The 23,284-nt window shown below is 61.3% G+C and carries 22 protein-coding genes and 2 tRNA genes; 14 read left to right on the top strand and 10 right to left on the bottom strand.

Annotation, left to right across the window (positions count from 1 at the left end):
- Positions 1-16 precede the first annotated feature (16 nt).
- The gene (gene map / locus AB7D48_RS07925; protein WP_427977406.1) at positions 17-817 is read left to right on the top strand and encodes a type I methionyl aminopeptidase; all 801 of its coding nucleotides are present in this window, start codon (positions 17-19) and stop codon (positions 815-817) included.
- Between the two features lie 78 nt (positions 818-895).
- Here the strand turns inward: map and hpf are convergent, their stop codons facing one another.
- From hpf to AB7D48_RS07890, 7 genes are all read right to left on the bottom strand, one after another.
- A complete protein-coding gene (hpf, locus tag AB7D48_RS07920; protein ID WP_427977404.1) occupies positions 896-1,504 on the bottom strand; it encodes a ribosome hibernation-promoting factor, HPF/YfiA family in 609 nt (202 codons plus the stop codon).
- Between the two features lie 63 nt (positions 1,505-1,567).
- Positions 1,568-3,064: an RNA polymerase factor sigma-54 gene (gene rpoN, locus AB7D48_RS07915; RefSeq protein WP_427977402.1), complete on the bottom strand. Its 1,497-nt coding sequence runs from the start codon at positions 3,062-3,064 to the stop codon at positions 1,568-1,570.
- Between the two features lie 81 nt (positions 3,065-3,145).
- Entirely contained in the window at positions 3,146-3,922 is a 777-nt protein-coding gene (gene lptB / locus AB7D48_RS07910; protein ID WP_427977399.1) for an LPS export ABC transporter ATP-binding protein, read from the bottom strand.
- Positions 3,919-4,719 carry an LptA/OstA family protein gene (locus AB7D48_RS07905; protein WP_427977398.1) on the bottom strand — a complete coding sequence of 267 codons (801 nt, stop codon included), beginning with the start codon at positions 4,717-4,719 and terminating at the stop codon, positions 3,919-3,921. Before AB7D48_RS07905 ends, lptB begins: the two co-directional genes overlap by 4 nt.
- 92 nt (positions 4,720-4,811) lie before the next feature.
- Positions 4,812-5,471 (bottom strand): LPS export ABC transporter periplasmic protein LptC, encoded by a 660-nt coding sequence (gene lptC, locus AB7D48_RS07900; RefSeq protein ID WP_427977396.1) that lies wholly within the window; start codon positions 5,469-5,471, stop codon positions 4,812-4,814.
- A 183-nt stretch (positions 5,472-5,654) separates the two neighbouring features.
- Positions 5,655-6,284, bottom strand: coding sequence for a ribonuclease D (locus AB7D48_RS07895; RefSeq protein ID WP_427977393.1), 630 nt, complete (start codon positions 6,282-6,284; stop codon positions 5,655-5,657).
- A 31-nt stretch (positions 6,285-6,315) separates the two neighbouring features.
- Positions 6,316-6,402 (bottom strand) — tRNA-Leu (locus AB7D48_RS07890).
- 159 nt (positions 6,403-6,561) lie between these two features.
- Here AB7D48_RS07890 and AB7D48_RS07885 point away from each other — a divergent pair.
- The 6 genes from AB7D48_RS07885 to AB7D48_RS07860 all read left to right on the top strand — a co-directional run bounded on the left by AB7D48_RS07885 (position 6,562) and on the right by AB7D48_RS07860 (position 16,293).
- Entirely contained in the window at positions 6,562-7,500 is a 939-nt protein-coding gene (locus AB7D48_RS07885; protein WP_427977390.1) for an NAD-dependent epimerase/dehydratase family protein, read from the top strand.
- A gap of 205 nt (positions 7,501-7,705) precedes the next feature.
- Positions 7,706-9,139, top strand: a complete 1,434-nt coding sequence (locus AB7D48_RS07880) for an NAD(P)-dependent oxidoreductase (RefSeq protein ID WP_427977388.1) — start codon at positions 7,706-7,708, stop codon at positions 9,137-9,139.
- A gap of 5 nt (positions 9,140-9,144) precedes the next feature.
- Entirely contained in the window at positions 9,145-13,689 is a 4,545-nt protein-coding gene (gltB, locus tag AB7D48_RS07875) for a glutamate synthase large subunit (protein WP_427977385.1), read from the top strand.
- 87 nt (positions 13,690-13,776) lie between these two features.
- Positions 13,777-14,445 carry a glutathione S-transferase family protein gene (locus tag AB7D48_RS07870; protein ID WP_427977383.1) on the top strand — a complete coding sequence of 223 codons (669 nt, stop codon included), beginning with the start codon at positions 13,777-13,779 and terminating at the stop codon, positions 14,443-14,445.
- Positions 14,446-14,458: 13 nt separating this feature from the next.
- Positions 14,459-15,865 (top strand): FAD-binding oxidoreductase, encoded by a 1,407-nt coding sequence (locus tag AB7D48_RS07865; RefSeq protein WP_427977381.1) that lies wholly within the window; start codon positions 14,459-14,461, stop codon positions 15,863-15,865.
- Positions 15,865-16,293 (top strand): acyl-CoA thioesterase, encoded by a 429-nt coding sequence (locus AB7D48_RS07860; protein ID WP_427977378.1) that lies wholly within the window; start codon positions 15,865-15,867, stop codon positions 16,291-16,293. The genes AB7D48_RS07865 and AB7D48_RS07860 overlap by 1 nt, the downstream gene beginning before the upstream one ends.
- Here the strand turns inward: AB7D48_RS07860 and AB7D48_RS07855 are convergent.
- Genes AB7D48_RS07855 through AB7D48_RS07845 form a run of 3 tightly spaced genes read right to left on the bottom strand, consistent with a single transcriptional unit; the run spans position 16,265 to position 18,811 of the window.
- Entirely contained in the window at positions 16,265-16,699 is a 435-nt protein-coding gene (locus tag AB7D48_RS07855; RefSeq protein WP_427977375.1) for a GNAT family N-acetyltransferase, read from the bottom strand. The two genes, AB7D48_RS07860 and AB7D48_RS07855, sit on opposite strands and share 29 nt — an antisense overlap.
- A complete protein-coding gene (locus AB7D48_RS07850) occupies positions 16,696-18,273 on the bottom strand; it encodes a PhoX family protein (protein WP_427977373.1) in 1,578 nt (525 codons plus the stop codon). The genes AB7D48_RS07855 and AB7D48_RS07850 overlap by 4 nt, the downstream gene beginning before the upstream one ends.
- A gap of 4 nt (positions 18,274-18,277) precedes the next feature.
- Positions 18,278-18,811 (bottom strand): outer membrane protein assembly factor BamE, encoded by a 534-nt coding sequence (locus AB7D48_RS07845; RefSeq protein WP_427977371.1) that lies wholly within the window; start codon positions 18,809-18,811, stop codon positions 18,278-18,280.
- A 91-nt stretch (positions 18,812-18,902) separates the two neighbouring features.
- On the opposite strand from AB7D48_RS07845, the gene AB7D48_RS07840 reads away from it, so the two are divergent.
- From AB7D48_RS07840 to AB7D48_RS07810, 7 genes are all read left to right on the top strand, one after another.
- Complete coding sequence (locus AB7D48_RS07840; RefSeq protein WP_427977368.1) at positions 18,903-19,436, top strand: DUF177 domain-containing protein; 534 nt, start codon at positions 18,903-18,905, stop codon at positions 19,434-19,436.
- 116 nt (positions 19,437-19,552) lie between these two features.
- Positions 19,553-19,756, top strand: a complete 204-nt coding sequence (rpmF, locus tag AB7D48_RS07835) for a 50S ribosomal protein L32 (protein ID WP_427977366.1) — start codon at positions 19,553-19,555, stop codon at positions 19,754-19,756.
- Positions 19,757-19,812: 56 nt separating this feature from the next.
- Positions 19,813-20,865: a phosphate acyltransferase PlsX gene (gene plsX, locus AB7D48_RS07830; RefSeq protein ID WP_427977363.1), complete on the top strand. Its 1,053-nt coding sequence runs from the start codon at positions 19,813-19,815 to the stop codon at positions 20,863-20,865.
- Positions 20,858-21,841, top strand: a complete 984-nt coding sequence (locus AB7D48_RS07825; protein WP_427977360.1) for a beta-ketoacyl-ACP synthase III — start codon at positions 20,858-20,860, stop codon at positions 21,839-21,841. Before plsX ends, AB7D48_RS07825 begins: the two co-directional genes overlap by 8 nt.
- A 111-nt stretch (positions 21,842-21,952) precedes the next feature.
- Positions 21,953-22,267 (top strand): integration host factor subunit alpha, encoded by a 315-nt coding sequence (locus AB7D48_RS07820; RefSeq protein ID WP_427977358.1) that lies wholly within the window; start codon positions 21,953-21,955, stop codon positions 22,265-22,267.
- 12 nt (positions 22,268-22,279) lie between these two features.
- Positions 22,280-22,897: a MerR family transcriptional regulator gene (locus AB7D48_RS07815; RefSeq protein WP_427977355.1), complete on the top strand. Its 618-nt coding sequence runs from the start codon at positions 22,280-22,282 to the stop codon at positions 22,895-22,897.
- A 142-nt stretch (positions 22,898-23,039) separates the two neighbouring features.
- Positions 23,040-23,116, top strand: a tRNA-Pro gene (locus tag AB7D48_RS07810).
- The last annotated feature ends 168 nt before the right edge of the window (positions 23,117-23,284 follow it).

Here is a 23,284-nt window from a genome sequence, read left to right as displayed (position 1 = left end):
TTGAGGATATTTGCTGATGGATGGCGGTGCCGATTCACGCCGGATCACGATTTATAAGCCAGAGGATTTCGCGCCGATGCGCGCGGCCGGGCGTTTGGCGGCCGAGACGCTGGACATGATCACCGAACATGTCGTTCCGGGCGTAACCACTGACCGGCTCAATGAGTTGTGCCATGATTTCATTACCGCCCACGGCGCCATTTCGGCGCCGCTGAATTACCGGGGGTTCCCTAAATCCATCTGCACCTCGATCAATCATGTCGTGTGCCACGGCATCCCCGGTGAGCGGAAGCTCCTGGACGGCGATATTCTGAACATCGACGTTACCGTGATCCTGGATGGCTGGTATGGTGATTCCAGCCGCATGTATGTGGCTGGAACCGCCAACACCCGCGCGCGGCGGCTGATGGAAGTCACTTACGAATCAATGATGCGCGGCATCGCGGCGGTGAGGCCCGGCGTCACTTTTGGCGATATAGGCTATGTGATTCAGCAATATGTGGAATCGCAGCGTTTCGCCGTGGTGCGGGATTTCTGCGGCCATGGCATTGGCCAGCGCTTTCATGAGCCGCCCAACGTGCTGCATTTTGGGCGGCGCGGGGAAGGGGCGGTGCTGAGGCCCGGCATGTTCTTCACGATCGAGCCGATGGTGAATGCGGGCAGGCCGGACGTGAAGATCCTCGACGATGGGTGGACGGCGGTAACCCGCGATCGCTCTCTTTCCGCGCAGTTCGAACATATGATCGGCGTGACCGAGACCGGCGTGGAAATTTTCACACTCTCTCCGAAGGGCTATACCCAGCCGCCCTATGAATAACGGGTGATGAATAACGGGTGACAAATCGCCGCTCTTTCAGCGGGGGCTTTGCAAAGCCCCCGCTTTTTTTATCTTCCGTCAGGCACCAGGGTCGATCCAGCCCACATGCCCGTCTGTCCGCCGGTAGACTACATTCAGACCGCCGGTTTTCACGTTGCGAAACATCATGAGTGGCTGAAACGCCAGATCCATTTTCATCACCGCGTCGCGCACGCTCAATGTCTCGATCGCCGTGGTGTTTTCGGCGATGATGGTGGCATGCAGCTCGTCCGCCAGCACGACATGGCCATTGGCATGGCCGTTCGTTACGGTGGTTTCTTCATCCTCGTCATCGGTTTCCGGGGCAAGCACGTAGGCCCGGGCCATTTCAGGCTTGATTTTTTCTAGATCGCGCTGGTGCGCGGACACGCGGCGGCGGTAACGGCGCAAACGCTTGGCGATGTGCTCGGCCGCGTCCTCAAAGGCCGCGCGGGCATCCGCGGCTTCGCCTTCACCGCGCACGGTGATGCCGCGCCCGGCATGCAGATTGATGTCGCATGTAAAGAAACTGCGGGCGCGGCTGAAGGTAACCTTCGCTTCCAGCGCCTGATCGAAATATTTCGCCGTGATGGTGCCGAGTTGTTTGTCCACATGGACGCGCAGAGCGTCGGATAGATCGACTTGTTTGCCTGAGACCGTCAGTTGCATGGCCTTCTCCCGAACAAACCGGTTCACTTTACTCAGTAGGTAAGGCCACTCTTTTGCCTTGCCTCATGCGGGCATTTTCTCCCGCTTTCGCTGCGCCGAACCGGGAATGCGCAGCGCTTCCCTGTATTTGGCCACGGTCCGCCGTGCTATGTCTATGCCTTCTTTCTGTAATATTGCGGCAACGGCGTCGTCGGACAAAATATTTTTTGGATTTTCCGCTGAGATGATCTGCGAAACGCGATAGCGAACCGTCTCGGCCGAGTGCATCTCGCCATTTGCCCCGGCCAAGGCGGTGGTAAAGAAGAATTTCAGTTCGAAAATCCCGCGCGGCGTAGCGATGGACTTGTTCGAAGTCACCCGACTCACGGTACTTTCGTGCAAATCCACCTCGGTGGCGATGTCCCGCAACGTCAACGGCCGCAAATGCGAGATACCGTGGCGAAAAAAACCATCCTGCCGGCGAACAATCTCGGCCGAGACACGCAATATCGTCTGGGCTCGCGATTCCAGCGCCTTCACCAACCATGCCGCGCCTTGCATCTGCTCCGACAGAAAGCTCTTGGTCTCCTTGTTTGCGGACGCCAGCATGCGGGCATGAAACCCCCGGCGAATGAGCAGACGGGGCATGGTTTCAGGATTGATTTCAAGCAGCCAATCGGGCGTGCCATCCTCTTGCAAGGGGGCGGGGCGCATCAGCACATCTGGAATCAAGGGCCGCAACGGCTCTGAATCGAAGCGGGCCCCCGGCTTTGGGTCCAACCGTTTCAGCTCGGCCACCATGTCGGCCAAATCCGAAGCATCCACACCGCATAAATCTTGCAGGGCGCGCATTTCGCGACGGGCCAGCATTTCCAGATTGTCGAGCAGCGTCTGCATCGCGGGGTCCAGCCTGTTGAGCTCGGCGAGTTGAACCGCCAAACATTCAGCCAGGCTGGTGGCGAATACCCCGACGGGATCGAAGCGCATCATCGTGGCGCGCACCGTCTCCAGCCGGGACGGTTCGACCCCCAATGAGCTAGCCAACATCTCGGTCGTATCGCCCAGCCGCCCTGACGGGTCCAATACCGCGATCATGGCGGTCGCGATCAGCAGATCTTCCCGTTTAGGAAAAGCCAGACGTGCCTGCTGCTCCAGATGTTCGCGCAGCGATGGACGTTCCGCGCCCAGGGCTTCCAGCGGGTTCCAATCCTCATCGCCATTCCCGGAAAGGCCGGAGGCTCCATATCCGTCCGCGCCAGTCCCCACATCGTAGACATTGCTGGTATCGAGATCGAGAGGGGTTGTCGTGGCATCCGGCAACATGCCGGCGGCGGCCAGGCTGGCGGGGTCTTCCGGTGAAGCGGGTGCGTCCTGTGCCCGCGTCTCCATCGCGGTTACGGTTTCACCTCCATCGTCCCGCTCAAGTAGCGGATTTTTCAACAATTCTTCCTCGATGAACGCGCTGGCTTCGATGTTGGAAAATTGTAAAAGCTGGATGGCTTGGCGCAGTTGCGGGGTCATCACCAGTGACTGGGACTGCCGCAAATCCAGGCGTGGTGCGTAGGACGGAGCAAAAGCCATGCCAAGATGCTAGCGCGCTTTTCCAAAACCTCCAAGAGGTTTTGGCGCGGAAAATGCATGGCATTTTACCGATGGAAACGATCAGAGGCTGAATTTTTCTCCCAGATACACCCGGCGCACATCCTCATGCGCCACAACCTCTCCGGGATTGCCTTCCATCAGCACCTGACCGTCGTAAAGAATATAAGCCCGGTCGATGATTTCCAGCGTTTCGCGGACATTATGGTCCGTGATCAGAACACCCAGCCCACGATGTTTGAGATGCGCCACCAGATCTCGAATTTCCCCCACCGCGATCGGGTCGATGCCGGCCAGGGGCTCATCCAGAAGAATATAGTTGGGCCCGGTCGCCAAGGCGCGGGCGATTTCCACACGCCGGCGCTCACCGCCGGACAGGGCCAGGGCAGGGGTGCGGCGCAGATGCGAGATGCCGAATTCGGCCAGTAATTCGGCCAGCATTTCCTCACGCTTGTCGCGCTCGGGCTCCACCATATCGAGTGCGGCCATGATGTTCTGCTCGACATTGAGCCCTCGGAACACGCTGGCTTCCTGCGGTAGATAGCCAATGCCCAGCCGCGCCCGGCGATACATCGGCAGGTTGGAAATCTCCACCCCGTCCAGCGAGATGGTGCCGGAATCGGGGCCGATCAGCCCGACAATCATATAGAAAGTTGTCGTCTTGCCCGCGCCGTTCGGCCCCAGCAGCCCCACCGCTTCCCCTCGGCGGACCGAAAGCGAGACGTTGCGTACAACCGGGCGTTTCTTGAACCGTTTACCAAGCCCATCGGCGACGAGCCCGGTATCGGCACCCGGTGTGGAAACCTGCCCGGCCGGGTCACCTTCCAAAGTCGCGCTCATTGGCTTTTTCCCGAACCAGGTAGAATAACGCCTGAAACCTGCCCACCCGGCCCCGCCAGCAGGGTCGCCACGCCGGTTTTCATGTTTACCAGGGCATCGGAGCCGGCCAATTCGTTCGGCCCATGAATGATATGCACATTTCCGCCAAGACGGGCCTGCCCGGTGGGGGGCAGATAAATGCCTCTGTCGCCGGTGGCGGTATCCGCCGTGGTCTTGATGATGACATGGCCAACCGCTTCAACCTTTTTCAGATTGCCGCCCTGACCCAACGTCTCGCTGTCTTGAGCGGCGGGTTTGCCGCCTTCCGCCTGATCGGCGAAATAGCCGGTGATGACATCCGCCGCGATGGAGCGGCCATCTTTCGCTACGATCAATGCATCGCCGCGCGCCACGGCCTTATGCTCGTTCGCGTAATACTCGATTGAATCCTTGGCGGTAACGATATCCTGCGGCGTGGTGAGCTTCAAATTCTTGCCGGTCAGCACCAGCACCTGCTGACCCACGGAATAAACGGCGTGGTCGCCCCAGGCATTGTCCGTCGCGGTGTAGATATGCACGTTACCGATGGCGTCCAGCTCGGTCAGCTCGGCATTGCCTTCATCCAGGGCGCTGACGCCGGAGGCGTTCTGGCTGGCGGGCTGGCCCTGGCTGCCGGCTTTTTTCTTATAGTGCGCCACCAGTTCATCGGCTGTCACGGTCACGTCGCCGCGCACGGCCTTTGCGTTCCCGGTGGCGGTCACGGTCTGCGCATCCTGGGACCAGGTGATGTCGCGCGCCGCGGAGATTTGGACAGGCACCGGCGCGCTCCCGGGCGCACCGCCTAAGTTAAGGTCTTGTGCGAAGGCCGGGGTGGCGGCACATGCCAGAATAGGCAGAATATAAAAAAATTTCATTGAACCTGGGTAAGCGTCATCGTAGCTGGGCCATGAAAGATGATCTGGCTACCCCGGCCTGTAAGGGTGAAGCCATTCTGGGCATTCAGCGTGCCAAACGGCCCACTCACCTGCACGGGCGCCGTGCCGGCGGCGCTCCCTCCGCGCAAATCGATCGAGGTGCTGTCAGTCGAGACCACGGTGCCGTCATTGCGGTAGAGTGTAACATTACCCTTGAGGTCCAGCGTGTCGCTTTTCTGGTGATAATTCCCGGTCTGGGATTTCAGCATCAGCCAAGCGCCTGATTTCAGGGTAATATCGCCTTGTGGATTGGTCAGGGCGACATTATCGGCGTTCTTCTGCACGGCGCTGCTGGCGGTCAACGTATAAGGTTGACCCTGCTGGTCTCGCCCATGATAGGTGGCACCTTGCATGCGCGAGGTCTGGGAGCCGCCGCCTTGCGAGACATGATAGGTCACGCGGTTCGCATCCGGGCCGGATTGCCATGAAGGTGCTAGGGCCAACGCGATCAGCAACAGCACGGCCGCCGCGGGCAGCGCGCGCTTTAAAAGCATGACCCGTAAGCTGCGCTTGGCCAAATTCCCAGATACATCCTGCCGCCGCCGGCGGATCGCATCGAGAACCGATTGGCGGGGAGCGTGATGAATATGGTTCATGCCAACATATCCTGCATCGCAATTAAGGCGGGAGCAGGGCAAAAGCCGTTCCGAGGCCTCAGCGCGCGCGAATGGCGCGCTGTCAGCCATACAGAATGTCCTTCAGCGTGAAACATTGCCTACCGTATGACCAGCGCCGCCGCGCCGGTCAACACGAGATACGCAACCCTGTGTAACGTGGCTTCAATGTGCGAACAGATCAGGCTCGACATAGCCGAGCAGATCCAGCTTGGCGCGGGTCGGCAGAAACTCATAAGCCGCGAGCGCCAACGCCAGCCGGTTCTCGCGCACCAGCAAGGCACGCAGTTTATTCCAGATCACATGCAGATGCAGCACGTCCGATGCCGCATAGACGAGTTGCTCATGGGTCAGGTCCAGTGCTCCCCAATCGCTGCTCTGCTGCTGCTTGGAAATATCCACCCCCGCCAGATCCCGGCACAACTCCTTTAGCCCGTGCCGGTCCGTGTAGGTGCGCACGAGCTTGGAGGCGATTTTGGTGCAGATCACCGGCGCTGTGAGCACACCCAGCCCGTTATACAGCGCGGCAATATCGAACCGCGCATAATGGAATAATTTCGTGACGTCCGAATTCGCCAGCAAGGCTTTGAGATTTGGGCAATTGCTCCCCCGGCCACCCAGCGCTTCCGGAATGATCTGCACCAGATGCGCGCGCCCGTCCCCGGCGGAGAGCTGTACGAGGCAAAGCCTGTCCCTGCGCGGGTTGAGGCCCATCGTTTCAGTATCCACGGCCACGACCGAGCCCAGATCAAGCCCATCCGGCAGATCGTGCTTATGAAGCTCTATGCTGCTCATGCCGCCGCCTGATTGTCCGAAGATAAAAAAATGGTGCCCAGGAGAGGACTCGAACCTCCACGCCCTTGCGAGCGCTAGCACCTGAAGCTAGTGCGTCTACCAATTCCGCCACCTGGGCTTGACCATTTTTTCCGGCGCTCCGGCTTGGCCGGGTCGCCGTCCCGATGCCGAAGCATCGTGGGAGGGGCGTTTAGCTTCCCCATCATCCGGCGTCAACATGGGTTGAGCGTGTTTTTCCAGCAGCCTAAAAACAAGACGGAACAATTAAGAGGCTTGCATGCTTTCTGAGCGAAAAATTGCCACGGTTTTCGGGGCTTCCGGTTTCCTTGGCCGCTATGTGACGCAACGCCTGGCGGCGCGCGGCTATATTGTCCGCGCCGCCGTGCGCGACACCGAGTCGGCCAAGATCCTTCGTCCGATGGGGGCGGTGGGGCAGGTTGTGCCGCTTTACGCGCCCGTGTGGGAGAAAGCGCTGGCCGCGCGCGCCATCGAGGGCGCTGATTTTGTTATCAACCTGGCGGGTATCCTGAGCGAATCCCGCAAGGGAGATTTCGGCCGCACCCATGCCGAGGGAGCCGGGTGTGTGGCTGGTCTGGCGCGCGCGGCTGAGGCGCGGCTGGTGCATGTCTCGGCGCTTGGCGCCGATGCGGCGAGCGCCTCGGCCTATGCGCGCAGCAAGGCCGAGGGGGAGCGGGCGGTGCGAAGCGCATGCCCCGAAGCCGCCATTCTGCGCCCTTCCATCATGTTCGGGCCGGAAGACCAGTTCTTCAACCGCTTCGCGAAAATGGCGGTGGTCTCGCCGGTGCTGCCCTTGGTGCATGGGGCGACGAAATTCCAGCCGGTCTATGTCGCGGATGTGGCGGATGCCGTTCTGGCGGCGTTGGGGCCGGCGGGTGCGGGCGGTTTGTTCGAACTGGGCGGACCGGAGCAAAAAAGCTTTAAATCCCTCATCGAACAGATGCTTGCCATCATCGAACGTCAACCATGTTTGTGGGACATGCCGGAAGGCTTGGCCAGGCTGGTGGCGGCCATTCCTTTCTCTGGCCTGACCGGGGATCAGATTACGTTGCTGGCCAAGGACAATATCGTCTCTCCCGGCATGCCAGGGCTGGAGGCTTTGGGAGTCGTCCCCACGCGTTTGGATCTTGTGCTGCCGGAATATCTGACGCGCTATCGTGTCTCAGGACGTAGCCATGACGACATTTTCAACGAATAAGCCTCAATTCGGACCTTTATTGACCGGTTTTCGACCCCACAAACCAGGAGCTTAAACGATTTTCCGCAAAAATAGGCATCGAAACGTTACCTAAATCAAAAAAACGCTTGGCGTTCCGCTAAAAAATTCGTTAAGAGACGGACGTGATCCCCGGTGCGCGGCTTCGCTTGGCGAGGCCGCGCCTTCTTTACGAATGAGGCGAAAAATGGCCGAGCACATGTTGAAGTTCGTTTCCCTGCCCCAGCAGACGCCAGCCAAGCGCGCGGCCGATGACCGCCGGGAGGATTTCAACGAGATTTATGATGAGTTCGCGCCTGATGCCGCCGCCAGCCAGGCGAGCCGCTGTTCGCAATGCGGTATTCCCTTTTGCTCGGTGAATTGCCCGCTCTCGAACAATATCCCGGACTGGCTGAAACTCACCGCCGAGGGCCGGCTTGAGGAAGCTTATGAACTTTCCTCCGCAACCAACACATTTCCCGAGATTTGTGGTCGAATTTGCCCGCAAGACCGGCTTTGCGAGGGAAATTGCGTCATTGAAAAAGGCTTTGAATCGGTCACGATCGGCGCTGTCGAGCGCTATGTGACGGATACCGCCTTCTCCAATGGCTGGGTGAAGCCCATCCTTCCCGCCAGCGAGCGTGAGGAAAGCATCGCCATCATCGGCGCGGGTCCCGCGGGTCTGGCGGCGGCGGAAAAGCTCCGTGGTAAAGGCTATCAGGTGACGGTTTACGACCGGCATGACCGTGTCGGCGGGCTGCTCGTTTATGGCATTCCCAGCTTCAAGCTGGAGAAGGAGATCGTGCTCCGCCGCTGGAAATGGCTCGAAGACGGTGGGGTGAAATTTGTCCTGAACGCCGATATTGGCGGCAAACTGCCCTTCGCTGAGTTGCGTGCCCGGCATGACGCGGTGTTGCTTGCCACGGGCGTTTACAAGGCGCGTGACATTGGGGGGCCGGGTGCTGGTCTGCCCGGCATTGTCAAGGCGCTGGATTTCCTGATCACCTCCAACCGCAAGGGGCTGGGGGACGAGGTGCCGGACTATGAATCCGGCCTGCTGAACGCGGCGGGCAAGGATGTGGTCGTTATCGGCGGCGGCGATACGGCGATGGATTGCGTGCGCACCGCCATCCGTCAGGATGCGAAATCCGTCACCTGCCTCTACCGGCGCGATCGCCAAAACATGCCGGGCTCCCTGCGCGAGGTCAAAAACGCCGAGGAGGAGGGGGTTACCTTCACCTGGCTTTCCGCGCCGGAAGCCTTTCTGGGAGAAGACAAGGTGAGCGCGGTGCGCGCGGTGCGCATGCATCTCGGCCTGCCAGATGCCTCCGGGCGTCAATCGGTGGAACCGATCGAAGGCTCTTCCTTTACCCTCAAGGCGGATCTGGTGATCAAGGCGCTGGGCTTTGACCCCGAGGATCTGCCCGGCGCCTTCAACGAACCGGAGCTGAAGCTTACAGGTTGGGGGACATTGAAAGTGAGGCCGGGAAGCTTTGAAACCTCTCTGCCCGGCGTGTTTGCCGCGGGGGATATTGTCCGCGGCGCCTCCCTGGTCGTCTGGGCCATTCGCGACGGGCGCGATGCCGCCGCCGCCATTCACCGTCATTTTCAGGCCGCCCACCGGGCGCAGGCCGCGGAGTAATCGTCATGAACCACGAAACCGCCCCCGAATCCGCAACGGAATTTCTGTCCGCCTGGGACGCGAACACACAAACCCTGCGTCATACCTATGGCCGCGAGCAGGAGCATGACGCATGCGGCGTCGGCCTTGTCGCCGCACTGGACGGCAAAAAACGCCGCGACATCGTGCAGGCGGGCATCGACGCGCTGAAAGCCGTCTGGCATCGCGGCGCCGTGGACGCCGATGGCAAGACTGGCGATGGTGCCGGCATTCATATCGAAATCCCGCAGGATTTCTTTGGCGATGAGGTCAAGCGCGGCGGCGACCGCCTGCGCGAGGGGCCCATCGCGGTGGGCATGGTGTTTCTGCCCAAGACCGATCTTGGCGCGCAGGAACGTTGCCGCCAGATCGTCGAAACCGAGATCCTGAATTTCGGGTATCGCATCTATGGTTGGCGCCAGGTGCCGATCAATGTCGATTGTATCGGGGAAAAGGCGAATGCCACGCGTCCCGAGATCGAGCAGATCATGCTCTGGAACGCGCGCGGTATTTCGGAGGACGAGTTCGAGCGCGAACTCTACATCATCCGCCGTAAGATCGAGAAGGCGGCAATCGAAGCGCAGATCCCCGATCTTTACCTCTGCTCGCTGTCCTGCCGTTCCATCGTCTATAAGGGCATGTTTCTGGCCGAAAGCCTGACGGAATTCTATCCAGACCTGTTGGATGAACGCTTCATCTCACGCTTTGCCATTTATCATCAGCGCTATTCCACCAATACGTTCCCAACCTGGAAGCTGGCGCAGCCGTTCCGCATGCTGGCTCATAATGGTGAGATCAACACCGTCGCGGGCAACATCAACTGGATGCAGAGCCATGAAACCCGCCTGGGCGCCGAGGGGCTTGATGAGTTCCTGGATTACGTGAAACCCGTGGTGCAGGCTCAGGGGTCCGATACGGCGGCCCTGGACAATGTCTTCGAGCTGCTGGTGCGCGCCGGGCGCGATGCGCCGATGGCCAAGACGCTGATGATCCCGCCTTCCTTGGGAGCGGACGCGACGATGCCCCAGGCGCATAAGGACCTGTTCGCCTATTGCAATGCCGTGATGGAACCATGGGATGGTCCGGCCGCCGTGGCCGCCACCGATGGCCGCTTCGTCATTGCCGGGCTGGATCGTAACGGGCTGCGCCCGCTGCGTTACTCGATCACCCGTCATAAGATGCTGGTGATCGGCTCCGAAACCGGCATGGTGAAGTTCGAGGAAGAGGATATTGTCGAGAAAGGCGCGGTTGGCCCGGGCCAGACCATCGCGGTCGATTTGAACGAAGCCAAATTCTACCATGACGGTGAGTTGAAGGACATGCTGGCCGCCCGGCAGGACTTCGCCGCTTGGACCAAGCGCATCACCGTCATCGACCATATCGTGAAAACGGACGCGCCCGAGCCCGTGCGGCTCGACACGGAAGGGCTGCGCCGCCGCCAGCTTGCCGTGGGCTTCTCGCTTGAGGATATGGAGCTGATCCTGCATCCGATGGTGGAGGCGGCTCAAGAGGCTATCGGTTCCATGGGGGACGATACGCCGATTGCCGTGCTGTCTGAGCGCTACCGTGGCCTGCATCATTATTTCCGCCAGAGTTTCAGCCAGGTCACCAACCCGGCCATCGACTCCTTGCGTGAAACCCGCGTGATGTCGCTGAAAACCCGCCTCGGTAATCTAGGCAACGTGCTGGACGAAAACGAGGAGCAGTGCGACCTGCTGCAACTCGAATCCCCGGTGCTCTCCACCGCCGAGTTCGAGGCCATGCGCCGCACCATGGGCGCTTCCGCCTGTGTGGTCGATTGCACCTTCAAGATCGTGAACGGGGAGGGGGGGCTGCGCCGCGCCATTGAGCGTATTCGCCGCGAGGCGGAGGAAGGGGTGCGCGCGGGCTGCACGCATGTCATCCTCACCGACGAGGCGATGAGCCCCGAGCGCGCGCCGATTCCGATGATTCTCGCCACGGGTGCCGTGCATACGCATCTGGTGCGCCAGTCCCTGCGGACCTTCACGAGCCTGAACGTCCGCGTGGCTGAATGCCTTGATGTGCATTATTTCGCCGTGCTGGTTGGCGTGGGAGCCACGACGGTGAATGCCTATCTGGCGCAGGAATGCATCGCCGACCGGCATGCGCGCGGTTTGTTTGGCAATCTGTCCCTGAAGGAATGCGTGGCCCGCTACAAGAAGGCCGTGGATAAGGGGCTGCTGAAGGTGATGTCCAAGCTTGGCATCTCCGTTATCTCTTCCTACCGTGGCGGCTATAATTTCGAGGCCATTGGCCTGTCCCGCGCGCTGGTGGGGGAATTCTTCCCCGGTATGCCGTCGCGCATTTCCGGTATCGGCCTGCCGGGCATCGCGCACAAAGTTCTGGAAGTGCACCAGAAGGCCTGGAACGGCAATGTCATGCCCCTGGATATTGGCGGCCTGTACCGTCTTCGCCGCGCCGGTGAAACACATGCGTTCGACAATAACGCCATCCATCTGCTGCAAACGGCTGTGGGCACTGGCTCGTATCAGTTCTTCAAGAAATATTCGGAGATGGTCCGCAGGCAGAAACCCGTGGCGCTGCGCGACCTGCTGGATTTCCGGATGGACGGTTTGACCCCGATCTCGGTGGACGAGGTGGAGAGCATCACCGCCATCCGCAAGAAATTGCTGGCGCCGGGCATTTCCCTGGGCGCTCTAAGTCCAGAGGCTCATGAGACGATCTCCATCGCCATGAATCGCATTGGCGCGCGCTCCGATTCGGGTGAGGGAGGAGAGGATCCCGCCCGCGCCGAGCCACGCCCCAATGGTGACAACGCCTCTTCGGCGATCAAACAGATCGCCTCCGGCCGCTTTGGCGTCACGGCGGAATATCTGAACGATTGCAAGGAGATCGAGATCAAGGTCGCGCAAGGCGCTAAGCCTGGTGAGGGGGGGCAGTTACCTGGTTTCAAGGTTACGGAACTCATTGCCCGGCTGCGCCATTCCACGCCGGGGGTCACGCTGATCTCTCCGCCGCCGCATCACGACATCTACTCCATCGAGGATCTGGCTCAGCTCATCTACGATCTGAAGCAGATCAACCCGCGCGCCACGGTGTGCGTGAAACTGGTGGCGCGGTCGGGCATCGGCACCATCGCCGCCGGCGTCGCGAAGGCGAAGGCGGATGCCATTCTGGTTTCCGGCCATGTCGGCGGCACCGCCGCCTCGCCGCAAAGCTCGGTGAAATACGCGGGCATGCCATGGGAGATGGGGCTGTCCGAGACGCATCAGGTGCTGATGCTCAACCGGTTGCGTCATCAGGTGGTGCTGCGCACCGATGGCGGCATCAAGACCGGGCGGGACGTGGTGATCGCCGCCATGCTCGGAGCGGAGGAATATGGCATCGGCACCGCCTCGCTGGTTGCCATGGGGTGCATCATGGTTCGTCAGTGTCATTCAAACACATGCCCGGTCGGCGTGTGTGTGCAGGATGAAAAGCTGCGACAGAAATTCGAGGGCACGCCTGAAAAGGTGATCAATCTTTTCTCCTTTGTGGCCGAGGAGGTGCGCGAAATCCTGGCCTCGCTCGGGTTCCGTTCTCTGCACGAGATCATCGGCCGCACGGATCTGCTGCATCAGGTCTCGCGCGGCGCCGATTATCTGGACGATCTGGATCTCAACCCGATTCTCGCCCAGGCGGATCCGGGTCCATATGCGCGTTACTGCACCCGCACCGGTCGCAACGAGGTGCCCGAGACCCTGGACGCGCAGATGATCGAGGATGCCGAGCCCTTCTTCAAGAACGGCGAAAAGATGCAGTTGCAATATAATATCCGCAACACGCATCGTGCCATCGGCACCAAGTTCAGCTCGCAGATCGTCGCCAAATACCGCAAGGTCAAGTTGCAGCCCGATCATGTGACGGTGCGTCTACGCGGCTCCGCCGGGCAGAGCCTCGGCGCTTTCGCGGTGAATGGGCTGAAACTGGAAGTCTTCGGCGATGCCAACGATTATGTTGGCAAGGGGCTCTCCGGCGGCACCATCGTGGTGCGCACCGGTCCCTCCTCGAAGCTCAAGACCAATGAGAACACCATCATCGGCAACACGGTACTTTATGGCGCGACGTCGGGTGCCCTGTTCGCGGCCGGCCTCGCGGGGGAGCGTTTCGCCGTTCGCAATTCCGGCGCCACGGCGGTGGTCGAGGGCACGGGCTCCAATGCTTGTGAGTACATGACCGGCGGCACGGTGGTGATCCTGGGTGAGGTGGGCGATAATTTCGGCGCGGGCTTCACCGGTGGCATGGCCTTTGTTTATGACCGCGCGGAGAAGTTCGAAATGCGGATGAACAAGGAAACCCTGCATTGGCAGCGCGTGAGTTCCGCCTATTGGGCGGGCGTGCTGAAGACGCTGGTGGAACGCCATGTGGCTGAAACACAGAGCCGTTACGCCGCCACCCTGCTGAATGACTGGGAACGTGAAGCGCCTTATTTCTGGCAGGTGGTGCCCAAGGACTATGTCAAATATCTGTCGGAGGCGCTGGATGACAGCGCGCGGGCCGTAAGCGCCTGAGGCCCCGCCGGTTTTTTTGTTCCGAGGCCGCTTTTTCAAAAAAGCGGCCTCTTTTTGCGGCCTTTTGAGAATGGCATAATCCACGCCATGCGAGTCCTCTATCATCTTCCGCTTTCCCCCTATTCGCGCAAGGTGCGGATGGTTCTGGCGGAAAAACGTCTCCCTTTTGAACTGCGTGTGGAAAAGGTCTGGGACCGCCAGCCCAGCTATCTGGAGCTGAACCCGGCCTGTACCGTACCGACATTGATCGAGGATAATGGACTCGTTATTCCGGATTCGCGGGTGATCTGCGAATATCTGGAAGAAGCCTATCCCGATACCTCGCTGCTCAGCCGCACTCAGCCGGAGCGGGTGGAAACCCGCCGTCTCGTCGCATGGTTCGACGAAAAATTCTACGACGAAGTCGTGCGTAACCTCTATTGGGAAAAAAACCTCAAGCAGGCCCTCAAGCTCGGCCCGCCGGACGGGAATGCCCTGCGCGCCGGTTATGCCAATCTCAAGCAGCATCTGCTCTATATCGGCTGGCTGGCGGAACATCGGCGCTGGCTGGCGGGCTCGTCGCTGTCCGTGGCGGATTTCGCCGCCGCGGCGATGTTGTCCACGCTGGATTTCATGGGCGATGTGGACTGGTCCGCTTCCGCCCCGGCCAAGGAATGGTACGCCCGCATCAAGTCGCGCCCTTGTTTCCGCGCCATCCTGTCGGACCGAGTGAATGGGATGGCGCCGCCACCTCATTACGCCGATCTGGATTTTTGAAGGTAATCACGCAATGAACCTCATCGAAGCCCTGCGCGCGGCCCTTGGCGAGGGGGCGGTGCTGACAAACCCTTCCGAGCGTGCCGCCTATGAGCAGGATTGGCGGGGCTTGGTGAATAATCCCGCCCTGGCCGTGATCCTGCCGAAATCCACGGAGCAGGTCTCTCAGGCGGTGCGTTTATGCGCCGCCCACTCCGTCCGCATCGTCCCGCAAGGCGGCAACACCGGGCTGGTGGCCGGAGCCGTGCCCATCGAGGGAGCGGATCAGGTCATCCTGTCTTTCTCCCGCTTGCGGGCCGTGCGTGAGATCGATGTCCTGGCGGATACCATCACCGTCGAAGCCGGGATGACCCTGGCTGCTGTCCAGCAGGAGGCCGCGAACGCCAACCGGTTTTTCCCAGTCAGCCTGGGGGCGGAGGGAACAGCCGAAATCGGCGGCGTGATTTCCACCAACGCGGGCGGGTTGCAAGTGCTGTCTTATGGCAATATGCGCGCCCAGGTGCTGGGGTTGGAAGTGGTGCTGGCGGACGGTACGCTCTGGCATGGGCTGTCTGGCCTCCGGAAGGACAATACCGGCTATGACCTCAAACAGGTTTTCATCGGTTCAGAAGGTACGCTGGGGCTGATCACCGCCGCCACGCTGCGGCTTCATCCCCCCGTCGCGTCACGGGCCTCGGCCCTGGTCGGGATCGAAAATCTGGAGCAGGGATTGCGGATTTTTTCGGTCATGCGGCATGCGGCCGGCCCTGCCTTGACATTATGTGAATTCTGCACGCATGCGGCTCTGGCGCTGGGGGCGGCCCATACGCAAGGCGGGCGGCTGCCTTTTGCGGCCCCAGCCTATCTGCTGCTGGAAATTTCAGCCCTGGAAGGTGGGCGCGACCCGCAGGAGATGCTGGAAACCGTGTTGATGAAGGAGTTGGAGGAGGGCAGGGCCCTGGATGCCGCCATCGCGCAATCCGAGCGCGAGAGGTTGGATTTCCTGGCGCTGCGCGAGAATATCTCCGAAGGGGAACTGCGTGAGGGCGGGGCCGTCAAGCATGATATTTCCGTTTCCCTCAGCCGTCTGGCGGAGCTGGTCAGCGCCGTGGAAACGTTGGTGGCCCGCGACTATCCGGGCTTTCGCCCGAATATTTTCGGCCATGTCGGAGACGGCAATCTGCATGTGAATATTCGCCCGCCCGAAGGACAGGATATGGCCGCCATCGCGGCACGCAAGGCCGCCATCACCACCAGCATCGAAACGCTCGCCGTTTCCCTGCAAGGCAGTTTTTCGGCTGAGCATGGAATTGGTCAGCTTCGTCTACCAGGTATGGTGGCGCATAAATCCCCTACCGATCTAAGCCTGATGCGCGCCATCAAGCACGCGCTCGATCCAGCCGGCTTGCTGAATCCCGGCAAGACCGTTCCGGAGGTCTGATGCAAAATCAACCCAAGCTCGCGGATTTTCCATTCCGTTCCTTCGACAAGCTGCGCTATGGCGACACGGACCGGCAAGGGCATGTCAATAACGCCGTATTCGGCACCTTCCTGGAAACCGGGCGTTGTGAGTTGCTGGAAAATGGGTTTGGCGCCTCTTGGCGGCAAACCGGCACATCGATCGTCATCGCCCGGCTGGAGTTGGATTTCATCGCGGAAATCCTATGGCCTGGTCAGGTGGAAATCGGCACGGCCGTGTCGAAGATCGGCAACAGCTCCATCAGGCTCGTCCAGGTCGTGTTTCAGGAGGACCGGCTTGTCGCGAAAGCGCAAAGCGTGCTGGTCCATTTGGGGCCGGATAAGCGCCCAGCGCCATTGCCTGACGCCGCCCGCGAGCAGCTTACGGGGCTGATGCTGGCTTGCGCATGAGCCGGTGCGGAATGCCCGCATCCAAAAATTCCGGCCCTTCCGCTTCATAGCCCAGCTTCTCGTAAAACCCGGTAACACGGCTCTGCGCCGCCAGTACGAAAGCGCTGCCCGCCGGGCATTGCGCTTCGATGCCCCGCATCAGCGCCTTGCCAATGCCATGCTTGCGGAATTTCGCCGCCACCGCCACCCGGCCGATCTTTTGCACCCCCGGGTCCTTGCTCACCGCCCGGGCCGTGCCCACGGGGTTACCGTCCCACAAGGCCAGCACATGTACCGCGGTTGCGTCATGTGCATCCATCTCTTCATCCACCGGCACGCCCTGCTCGTGCACGAACACGGCCATCCGAATCGAAAAACATGTTCCCAGAGCGGCTGAGCCTGGCCAGGCCCGAACGATTTCGATCATTGGCGCACCAGCCCGATGACCGTGGTCTGCGGTGGCATGTCCGGCCGTAAGGTCGGCCAGCGTGTTGCCGGATGCATGAAGCTCGCGCCTGGAGTGGCGCCGGGATGGCGCACCGCGCCAAAGGCGGTCCCGGTATTGGCATTGAAGGCCACGCCGCCGGATGCCGCGCCAATGGGGGCCAGATAGGCACAGGCCACGGCTCCTTGAGCCGGCCCCTCGGTCTCCATGATAAACAAACCATCCGCCGTCTGGGTGGTGTCGCCATGCTGATCGGTGCCGATCCATAGATTGCCCGCCGGATCGATGGCCAGGCGGCGCGGCTTGCGCAGCCAAGCTTGGCTGCCCGGACCATATTGCGTGCCCGGCACGCTGGCTGGATTGCCCGCGATCAGAGCCAACCCGGCCGGGAAATGCTTGGCGGCCGGATCGCCGCCCGGCAGGGTCAAGCACACGATATGCCCGTCATCGTTCCCGCTGCGCGGGTTCAGCGCATCGGTCACGCTCCGCGCCGGGTTTCCACCGCATGCCATGTAGAGCATGGTGCCGTCGGCATTCAGGGCAAGCCCACCAGGCGCATCGAAGGTTTCTCCACCCGCCATGGCGCCCGCGTCCGCCAAACCGACCAAGGTTGGAATATCACGCGGCAGATCCACCCAGCCAATCCCGCCTTCCTCGAGAATCGCGACGGCTAGCCCGCCGGAATCGAGCGCGCCATCCGCGGCCTGGCCGTCCGCGATGAAGCGGAACAGCATGCCTTGGGCATCATCCTGCGTGAAGAAAATAATGGCCCTGCCATCCTTGGCGGTGACGGCCAGGAGCCCGGCCCGGGCGATGCGGCCTAGGGCCGTGTGCTTGATGGGGATGAAAAACGGATTGAGCGGGTCCAACGCCACCACCCAGCCAAAGCGCGGTGCATCGGCGGGGTCGGCATAGCCGAACCCCACCCCGGCCAGCCGGGAAAGCCAAGGGGCGGTGTCGCCTTCCCCCAGCAGCACGTGGCCCCAGGGAGCGACGCAGCCCGTCTCCACGGCCAGCACTCCCTGCACGGTGGTGCCTAGCTGAGTCGTGGCAGGGCCAGAGAGCTGGCAGAGCGTTCCATCGGAGAGACGGCGTGTCTGGTACCCGCCGACCACCGTCATCCAGCGGTTGGAGAGATATTGCAGATTGACGATGGTTACACCCTGCTCGCGCCCGGCGATGGCGGGGTGGTCCACCCCGCCGGAAAACAGCATGGAGGCCGGCGCGGTGGGGTTGGCGGTCACGAGTACGAGGCGCGGGATACCATCCTGCGCGGGTGGGGGAGAGATCAGCGCCGCGATCACCGCATCGTAGGGAAATTGGCCGTCCGCCTGGGCCAGGCTCAGGGCGTCCGGGGTAAAACCCGGCGAATCCGGCTGTAGCAGATCGCCCCAGCGGGCAATGACCAGGCGGGAGAAGCCGGGCCCGGTTTTGTCCCCCAGCATCGGCGCCTGCGGGTTGGGGAGCGTGGCCGTTGGAAGGCTGGCGCCTTGTGCCCGGTCGCCGGCGATGGCGACGGCGGCGAGGCCGCCGAGCAGCAGGGGGCGGCGGCGCACGGGCTTAGAACCCGCCGCTGGTGCCGCCGCCGATATTGCCGCTGCTTCCACCAAGTGCGGCCGCACCGTTGGCGCTGGTGTCGCTGGCCGTGCCCAGCGGGTTATAACTGCCCACCCCGCCGATAAGCTGTTGGAAGAACCCGGCGGTGCCACCTGGCACGGGCGTCTGCCGGCCATCCATCTTCACTGGTGTCGCATCGGCTTGTGTCTTCAGGGTGTAGGATTTGAAAGTGCCGTCGTTATTGAATGTCACGACCACGACATTCTGCTTCTGTACCCCTTCGGTCCGGGCGATGCGCATTTTCGTCACCTGGGAAACATAGACCCAATTATTGGGGTCGAACTGTTCCACGAAGGTTGGCGGGCCGAGCAGGGCTTGCACATCGGCCTGTTGGGAAATGCCCGGGGTCAGTTGTTTCAAGGCGCTGTCGGTTACCGAGATCCCCCGGTAATGCGGTGCGTCGGAAAACAGGGCGCAGCCCGGCAAGCCCAGCAGGGCACAAAACAGCAGGCTTTGGGGCAGCTTGGTCAGACGCACGCTTCAATCCTTAAGCTTCAGGCGATCTCTCGCCGGTTGGGTCTCATGGCAGGGGCTTACGTGTCAATGCGCAAGGTCTATATTGCACAATATGCAGGAAGAATTCAGCCACCCCGTCAAGGCCGGGCAGATCAAGGAACAGCCGCAGGATTTCACCATCGCGGCCGATGCGGCGCAGCGCGCCGCCTTGGCGGCCAGATTTGGCTTGGCCGGTCTGGAGAAGCTGGAGGGGCGTTTCCTGCTGCGCCATGAACGTTCAGGCATCATCGCCGGCGTGCTGAGCATGAGCGCCGTGGTAACGCAGATTTGCGTGGTTTCGCTGGAACCCTTCGCCGCCGCCATCAAGGAGCGGGCCGATCTGCGCTTCGTGCCGGCGGCCGCGCTGCCCCGTGCCGCCGAAGGCGATGAGGACGAGGACATCACCCCCGACTCCTTCGATTCGCCCGACGAGATCCCCTATGAGGGCGACATCATCGATCTCGGTGCCGCTCTGGCCGAGCAATTGGCCCTGACGCTCGATCCTTATCCCCGAAAGCCAGGGGCCGCGCTGCCGGAAGCCGCGTCGGACAACAGCGCCCACCCATTTGCCGCGCTGGCCTCCCGGCTTGGGAAAAAGCCGGAATAACCGCCGCCATCCATCTGTTTTGTGGCGTAATTGGCAGCTATGACTTGCGATGCGCCCTTGGCTCTGCTACGCGGCGCCTTCCATTTACTCAGACTGTTTCTGTAAGGCGTTTTGTCATGGCCGTTCCTAAGAGAAAAACCTCCCCCTCGCGTGCGGGCATGCGCCGCAGCCACCACGCCCTCACCGCCAACGCGCATGCCGAATGCCCGAATTGCGGCGAGCTGAAGCGCCCGCATCATGTGTGCTCCCATTGCGGTCACTATGACGGTCGTGAGGTCGTGGGCGCTGGCAAGGAAGCCAAGGGCGTCGTCCGCGTCTAAGCTTGCTGACGCGGCAGGGCGTGAAGCGGTAATGGAAAACCCAAAACAGGGATAAGATGAGCCAGAGCAGTAAACTGGCAGTGGATGCCATGGGTGGTGACCACGCGCCAGAAGCGATTATTGCCGGGCTCGATATTGCCGCGGAACGACAGCCGCAAGCTTTTTTCCTGGTGTTTGGAGATGCGGAGCGGCTTCAGCCGCTCCTTGCCGCGTCCAAACGCCTGACTGGCCGCTATGAGCTGCGTCACTGCGCCGAAATCATCACCGGCGGCATGAAGCCGACGGTGGGGTTGCGCCTGCGCGACTCCTCGATGCGCCGGGCGATCGACGCCGTGCTGGCCGGAGAGGCCGGGGGGGTCGTTTCCGCCGGGAATACCGGCGCCTTGCTGGCCTTGTCCAAAATCGTCCTGAAAACCCTCAACGGGATCGACCGGCCCGCCATGGCCGCGACCGCCCCCTCCGCCAAGGGCGATGTGGTGATGCTCGATCTTGGGCTGAACGTGGTTTACGATGCTCGCAACCTCGTCGAATTCGCACTGATGGGGACGATCTTCGCCCGCATCGTGCTGGGGTTGCCCTCTCCGTCCTTCGGGCTGCTGAATATCGGCTCCGAGGAAGGAAAAGGCGACGAGACACTGCGCAGCGCGGCCAACACGCTGCGCGAGAGCCCCATTGCCGGGCAGTTTCATGGGTTTGTCGAAGGGCACGACATCGCCGCCGGCACGGTGGACGTGGTGGTGACCGACGGTTTTACCGGCAATGTCGCGTTGAAAACCGGGGAGGGGGCGCTGAAGCTGGTTGGCGATCTTTTGCGCCGTGTCTTCAATGGCGGCCCGCTGGCCAAAATGGGGTACGTCTTCGCCCGTGGCGCGTTGAAGCGCCTGAAGGAGACGCTGGATCCGCGCCGTTATAATGGCGCGGTGCTGCTGGGGCTGAATGGAGTTGTGGTGAAGTCGCATGGCGGCACGGATGCCGAGGGATTTGCTCATGCCGTGGATGTGGCGCTCGACATGGTGGCCCATGATTTCAATAGCCGTATCGCCGATGCGCTGGCGGCAATGGACCGCGCCATTCTTTCTGACGAGCCGGTGACAAACAGCCATGGCTGAACAATCTTTACTGAAGCGCGCGGTGCTGGCCGGCATCGGCGCCTATCTGCCGGCCCAGATCCTCACCAATGAGGACATGGCCAAGCGGGTGGATACGTCCGACGACTGGATCACCGAACGTACCGGCATCAAGCAGCGCCATTTTGCGGCGCCGCATGAAACCGCCGCCTATATGGGAGCCGCGGCGGGTCGCCAGGCCCTGGAACAGGCTGGGTTGCCTCCCGAGGCTCTGGGCGCGATCATCGTCGCCACCTCCACGCCGGATCAGGCATTTCCGTCCACCGCCGTGCATATCCAGGCGGCGCTGGGGGCGAAAAATGCGTTCGGATTCGATCTTTCCGCCGCCTGCTCGGGATTTATCTATGCGCTTTCCGTGGCGGACGCGATGCTGCGGGTCAACCAAGTGCAAGCCGTGCTGGTCATCGGTTCGGAAGTTTATTCCCGAATCCTGAATTTTGAGGATCGCGGCACTTGCGTTCTGTTCGGCGATGGCGCGGGCGCGGTGTTGCTGGTGGCCAGGGAGGTGGAAAAGAACGGTCCCGGCCTGCTTTCCACCCATCTGCACGCGGACGGCCAATTGGCGGATATTCTGTATGTCGACGGTGCCGTCGGTCAGAAGGAAAAGCCCGGCCATCTGGTGATGCATGGGCGTGAGGTGTTCCGGCATGCCGTTAATCTTTTGACGGGCGCGGTGAACGAAGCCCTGAGCGAAAACGGCCTGACCGCCGCCGATATCGATCTGCTGGTGCCGCACCAGGCCAATCGCCGCATTATCGATGGCGTCGGCAGGAAGCTGGGCTTGCCGCCCGAGCGCGTGGTGACGACCGTCGATAAGCACGCCAATACTTCCGCGGCCTCCATCCCCTTGGCCCTGGCCAGCGCCGTGGCGTCGGGGCAAGCCAAGCCCGGTCAGCTTTTATTGCTGGAGGCTTTGGGGGGCGGGCTGACCTGGGGCTCCGCGCTGCTTCGCCTTTGAGCTTTTGCAAAACTATTTAAAAACAATCGAAAAACACGGAGTTTATTGTTTTCGCCGCGAATCGGTCAAGTAACTTGTTGACCCTAAAGCCTCTCGTGCTAATCTTGCAAAATGAACACATTGACCCGTGCACAGCTTACCGAGGCGATCTACGCGACCGTCGGCCTGTCGCGGCACGAATCGGCTGACCTGCTCGAACATGTGCTAAACCGGATCGCGGATGCGCTTGAAGCTGGTAAATCCGTTAAAATCAGTGGTTTCGGTACGTTTTCTGTGAGACAAAAAGGGCGCCGGATCGGCCGCAATCCCAAGACGGGGGTTGAAGTTCCCATTCTGCCGCGTCGTGTCCTGGTCTTCCGCCCCAGCCAGATGTTGAGGGATGCGGTGAATACAGGCCAGAACATGCCCGCGCCCAAGACTGACTAAACGAAGGATCGCATGGTGGATGAAGAGTATAATCCGGAGCTTGAAGACGGCGCTCCGGCCGACCTGAATGGGGAGGCGGGCCGTCCACGGATCCGTAAGGCCGCCGATGCGTTCCGGACGATCTCCGAGGTTGCGGACGAACTGCATGTGCCCCAGCATGTGCTGCGCTTCTGGGAAACGAAATTCCCCCAGGTGCGGCCACTCAAGCGTGGCGGCGGCAGGCGCTATTACCGGCCCGAGGACGTGCTGCTGCTGCGCCGTGTCGCCGATTTGCTCTATACTCAAGGCTACACGATCAAGGGTGTGCAGCGCCTGCTGCGGGATAATGCCGTTTCGCATTCCGAGCCTCCCGTTCAAGCCGTCGCGCAGGATTCCCTGCTGCCGCCCGAGGCGCCAAAATCGCTCTCCGACTCGGACATAAAGACGGAACCAGCCCCGGAAACTTCGAGCGAACCAGCCGAACCGGATTTTGGGGTGCCGCCTGAAATACCTCCCGCCGCCGAGTTGGAGGTGGCCCCGAGTCCTGAGCCGGAAGCGCCCCCAGAGGAGGAAAGCGAGGCTGTGCACCTGCGTGCATTATTGACGGAAGCGCTGTCGACGCTTGAGGAGCTCCGCCGCGCATTGGGATAATGCCTGTTTTCCCTGATCTTTTGCTAACCGCCGTTCCTTGGGAGCGGCGGTTTTGTTTTGGCTGGCCACAATGGGGGTGCGTAAAGATTCATTCCCCCTCTTGGCGTCTTGCTCATGGGCTGCTACAGGCTCGCGCCACGGCCGGAGCGTAGCGCAGCCTGGTAGCGCATCAGTCTGGGGGACTGGGGGTCGTGGGTTCGAATCCCGCCGCTCCGACCATTCCGATTTTTCCAAATCATTTCACCCCGCATGTCCGATGCGGAACATAGCGCCCTCTCCAGGGACTTTTCCGGATTCAGGGAAGCGGGGGCGGTCGGGTGTGGTTGTTTTTTCGCTCACCGGTTTGGCGTTTGTCGTCAAAAACCTGCATAATCAAGAAATAGTCCC

It is taken from the genome of Acidocella sp. (assembly GCF_050253495.1).
Classification (GTDB): Bacteria; Pseudomonadota; Alphaproteobacteria; order Acetobacterales; family Acetobacteraceae; genus Acidocella.
This window is presented reverse-complemented; position numbering and strand designations above follow the sequence as displayed.

What these genes read in the sequence shown, in the direction of transcription:
- map (WP_427977406.1), top strand. Translation starts at nt 17, where the DNA reads ATGGATGGCGGTGCCGATTCACGCCGGATCACGATTTATAAGCCAGAG.
- hpf (WP_427977404.1), bottom strand. Translation starts at nt 1,504, where the DNA reads ATGCAACTGACGGTCTCAGGCAAACAAGTCGATCTATCCGACGCTCTG.
- rpoN (WP_427977402.1), bottom strand. Translation starts at nt 3,064, where the DNA reads ATGGCTTTTGCTCCGTCCTACGCACCACGCCTGGATTTGCGGCAGTCC.
- lptB (WP_427977399.1), bottom strand. Translation starts at nt 3,922, where the DNA reads ATGAGCGCGACTTTGGAAGGTGACCCGGCCGGGCAGGTTTCCACACCG.
- lptC (WP_427977396.1), bottom strand. Translation starts at nt 5,471, where the DNA reads ATGAACCATATTCATCACGCTCCCCGCCAATCGGTTCTCGATGCGATC.
- AB7D48_RS07895 (WP_427977393.1), bottom strand. Translation starts at nt 6,284, where the DNA reads ATGAGCAGCATAGAGCTTCATAAGCACGATCTGCCGGATGGGCTTGAT.
- AB7D48_RS07885 (WP_427977390.1), top strand. Translation starts at nt 6,562, where the DNA reads ATGCTTTCTGAGCGAAAAATTGCCACGGTTTTCGGGGCTTCCGGTTTC.
- AB7D48_RS07880 (WP_427977388.1), top strand. Translation starts at nt 7,706, where the DNA reads ATGGCCGAGCACATGTTGAAGTTCGTTTCCCTGCCCCAGCAGACGCCA.
- gltB (WP_427977385.1), top strand. Translation starts at nt 9,145, where the DNA reads ATGAACCACGAAACCGCCCCCGAATCCGCAACGGAATTTCTGTCCGCC.
- AB7D48_RS07870 (WP_427977383.1), top strand. Translation starts at nt 13,777, where the DNA reads ATGCGAGTCCTCTATCATCTTCCGCTTTCCCCCTATTCGCGCAAGGTG.
- AB7D48_RS07865 (WP_427977381.1), top strand. Translation starts at nt 14,459, where the DNA reads ATGAACCTCATCGAAGCCCTGCGCGCGGCCCTTGGCGAGGGGGCGGTG.
- AB7D48_RS07860 (WP_427977378.1), top strand. Translation starts at nt 15,865, where the DNA reads ATGCAAAATCAACCCAAGCTCGCGGATTTTCCATTCCGTTCCTTCGAC.
- AB7D48_RS07855 (WP_427977375.1), bottom strand. Translation starts at nt 16,699, where the DNA reads ATGATCGAAATCGTTCGGGCCTGGCCAGGCTCAGCCGCTCTGGGAACA.
- AB7D48_RS07840 (WP_427977368.1), top strand. Translation starts at nt 18,903, where the DNA reads ATGCAGGAAGAATTCAGCCACCCCGTCAAGGCCGGGCAGATCAAGGAA.
- rpmF (WP_427977366.1), top strand. Translation starts at nt 19,553, where the DNA reads ATGGCCGTTCCTAAGAGAAAAACCTCCCCCTCGCGTGCGGGCATGCGC.
- plsX (WP_427977363.1), top strand. Translation starts at nt 19,813, where the DNA reads ATGAGCCAGAGCAGTAAACTGGCAGTGGATGCCATGGGTGGTGACCAC.
- AB7D48_RS07825 (WP_427977360.1), top strand. Translation starts at nt 20,858, where the DNA reads ATGGCTGAACAATCTTTACTGAAGCGCGCGGTGCTGGCCGGCATCGGC.
- AB7D48_RS07820 (WP_427977358.1), top strand. Translation starts at nt 21,953, where the DNA reads ATGAACACATTGACCCGTGCACAGCTTACCGAGGCGATCTACGCGACC.
- AB7D48_RS07815 (WP_427977355.1), top strand. Translation starts at nt 22,280, where the DNA reads ATGGTGGATGAAGAGTATAATCCGGAGCTTGAAGACGGCGCTCCGGCC.